We start from the raw sequence: 2,769 nt of genomic DNA on the forward strand, positions 1-2,769 counted from the left end.
CCCCACCGCTCCCACCACCAGCGCTAAGACCACCGCGAGCGAGGCCGTCCCCAGGCCGATCACGGTGCTCGATCCCTCGTCCCTGCGCAGTTCGGCTCGCTGTCCACACCCGTTCACCTCAGCGTCCTCTCCCCGTGCCGGTCAGCCCTCACGCCGGGCGGTGGCCTGCGCGCTCACAGATTCGAGCCACGGGGCGAGCGCCCGAGGCAGGGGCACCTCAACGGTGACCTCCGCATAGCCTCCCTCCTGCGCAACGCGGACCCGCGCGCCCGCGCCCGCGCGCTTCTCCGCCTCCTCGACGATCTGCGCGGACTGCTCCCCGCGTGCGGCTTCACGCGCCGCGCCCCGCGCCGCATCGTGCGCACGCAGCTGGACCGCTCCCACGGCTCCGGCCCCCACGACGAGGCCGATCACCAGCACCAGCGCCGGCATGACCATCGCGAACTCCGCCGCGGCCGCGCCCTCGTCGCGACCCCGCACGGTGCGCGCGCCCTCCTCGCGGGTGCCGTCACCGTGCATCTCAGGCTCCGCCCAGTCCCAGCGCACCCGTGATGACGCCCGTGATCATCTCCTTAAGCGGGTCGCTCTTGAGAACGACCACCAGCAGGGCGGCGAACCCACAGGCTGCAAGCGTGGTGATCGCATATTCAGCCGTGGTTGCGCCTGTGTCGTCCGCGAGGCATTCCCGGATGCTGCCCGGCTCCGTCACGTTCCGGCCGGCCTCCGGCTCGGCCGCCGCTCCCGTCGCGGCTTCCGGGACCCCCGCGGTCATGTCTCTGTCCTCGGTCTCCATCACCTCTCCTCTCCGGCGCACGGATCGCTCGACCGTGCCCTTCCTCGCGACGCCGGGAAGCGCCGTGCCCCAGACACTTCACGGCGGAAGAGACCGGGGGAACCCCCTCACGGAATCTGTGGATGGAGATCCGATCGTCCACAGGACGACCGACGCGGAGTCAGTGCCGGCAGAGCACGCACTGTGACCTCCTGCGGGAACCCCTCAGCGTCCGCCGCCGAGCGCCGGCAGCAGATCGCCCACCAGCGTGAGCAGCACCGGCACCACACCCAGCAGGATGAACGCGGGCAGCACGCAGACTCCCAGCGGGAGGACCAGGACGACGCCCAGCCGCGCCGCGGCGATCTGCCGGCGCCGGTGCTCGCTGGCTCGCAGCTCCGCCGCATGCGCGCTCAGCAGCGGAGCGAGCGCCACGCCGGTGCGTCCGGAGAAGCGGATGAGCGTCTCGACGACCTGCAGCTCCGGCCGCAGACCGCGCACCGCATCCGTGCCCAGGCGCAGAGCACGCGCCACCAGTGCCAGCCCGGATCGGTCCGCCGAGGCCTGGGCCGCGTGCTCCAGAGCCCTGTCCGCGGGCAGACCGGCGAGCAGACAGATGGCCACGAGGTCGAGATCGAAGGCGAGCGCGTCCAGACTGCCGGCAGCATCTGCGGACGGCCCGTCAGCACCGTCCCACTGCGCAGACCCGCCGCGCTGGTCCGCGCTGCCAGATCCCCGCATCCGTCCGCCGGCCTCGGGCCACGGACGTACCCTTCCCTCGGCCTCAGGCATCAGGCGCGCGATTCCCCCGGCCCGCGGGCACGCCCCTCTACCGGCCACGGCCCTCCCCGTGAGACGCCGCAGGCGGGAGCGCTCCGGTGAAGCGCTCAGCAGCCATGCCCCCGCCGCCGTCAGCGCCGCCGCGAGGACCAGCAGCACCCCGGCACTCATTGCGCTCTCCGCAGCAGACGAGTCATCCACAGCCGTCCGGCCGCAAGGAGGACCGCTCCGCTCACCAGGGAGACCAGCCCCGGGCCGGAGGCGAGCAGCGTGAGCGGGTCCGCTCCGATCAGCAGCGCCAGCCCCAGGCCCGCCGCCGGCAGCCAGGTGAGGACCGTGACGGTCGCCCTCGGGCCGGCGAGCGCGACCGCGCGCTCGCGCTCCGCATCCGCGACCTCCCTCCTGCTCACGGCGAATCGCTCCAGCATGTCCGCCGCGGGGGCACCTGCGGCCTCGGCGACGTACCAGACCGCGCCCATCCCGGTGAGGACCTCGGCGACGGGACCCGGCAGCGTGCGGGCATGACGGCCGAGCGCCGTGCGGGGATCGTCCCCCAGCCGCAGGGAGCGTGCCGCGCGGGCCAGCACGCGGGCGATCTCCGGATCGCTGAGCTCCGCCAGCTGCGACAGGGCATCCGCCGGAGGCAGCCCCACACGCAGCAGCTCCGCCGCGCGATCGATCACGGTGATGGCACGGACGGGATCCTCCGGCCCCGTGAGGTGCGCGGGCAGGGCCGCGTCCGCCGCCTCGCCTGTGTCCCCCTCGTCCGCGTCCCGCTCACCGCCGGTCCGCGGCACGCGTCCGTCCGCGGCAGGGCCGGGACCGGATTCCGCTCCGACGGTCCCGAGCGCCGTGCCCGGTCCGTGGCCGCCGCCGGGACGACCCCGCGGAAGCACACGCCGCAGACGGGCGGCCGCCGTGTCCCTCGCGAACAGCAGAACGCCTGCGCAGCCCAGCAGTGCGGCGATGAGCAGGAGTATCACGACCGCTCCCTCTCTGCGAACACCCGCTGGAGCAGGGTCACACCCTCCGCGCAGAACCCCTGCTCACGGTCCCAGACCCGTTGTGTGCGCACCGTCCCCTCGACGACGACCGGAACGGCGACCTCGGCGATCTCCCGGCCCGGGCCTCGGGCACGGTCCTGCCTCCGGGCGCGGTCCTGCCCCCGGCTGCGATCCACGTCCTGCGCCGGGTCCTGACCCCGCTCACGGCCTGCG

At 74.1% G+C, this 2,769-nt stretch carries 4 protein-coding genes and 1 pseudogene; all 5 read right to left on the reverse strand.

All coding sequences use genetic code 11. The annotated features are described in order from the left end of the window. Nucleotides 1–141 precede the first annotated feature (141 nt). Nucleotides 142–519, reverse strand: coding sequence for a TadE family type IV pilus minor pilin (locus Q0A33_RS13155; protein WP_291797578.1), 378 nt, complete (start codon nt 517–519; stop codon nt 142–144). 1 nt (nt 520) lies between these two features. Next, a complete protein-coding gene (locus Q0A33_RS13160) occupies nt 521–793 on the reverse strand; it encodes a DUF4244 domain-containing protein (protein WP_291797581.1) in 273 nt (90 codons plus the stop codon). A 204-nt stretch (nt 794–997) separates the two neighbouring features. After that, entirely contained in the window at nt 998–1,723 is a 726-nt protein-coding gene (locus Q0A33_RS13165; protein ID WP_291797584.1) for a type II secretion system F family protein, read from the reverse strand. Then, nucleotides 1,720–2,535, reverse strand: coding sequence for a type II secretion system F family protein (locus Q0A33_RS13170; protein WP_291797587.1), 816 nt, complete (start codon nt 2,533–2,535; stop codon nt 1,720–1,722). The genes Q0A33_RS13165 and Q0A33_RS13170 overlap by 4 nt, the downstream gene beginning before the upstream one ends. Next, a pseudogene (locus tag Q0A33_RS13175) lies at nt 2,532–2,769 on the reverse strand (hypothetical protein); the annotation flags it as partial. The gene Q0A33_RS13170 and the pseudogene Q0A33_RS13175, both read right to left, overlap by 4 nt.

The sequence above is a fragment of the Brevibacterium sp. genome, assembly GCF_022712115.1.
Taxonomy (GTDB): domain Bacteria; phylum Actinomycetota; class Actinomycetes; order Actinomycetales; family Brevibacteriaceae; genus Brevibacterium; species Brevibacterium salitolerans.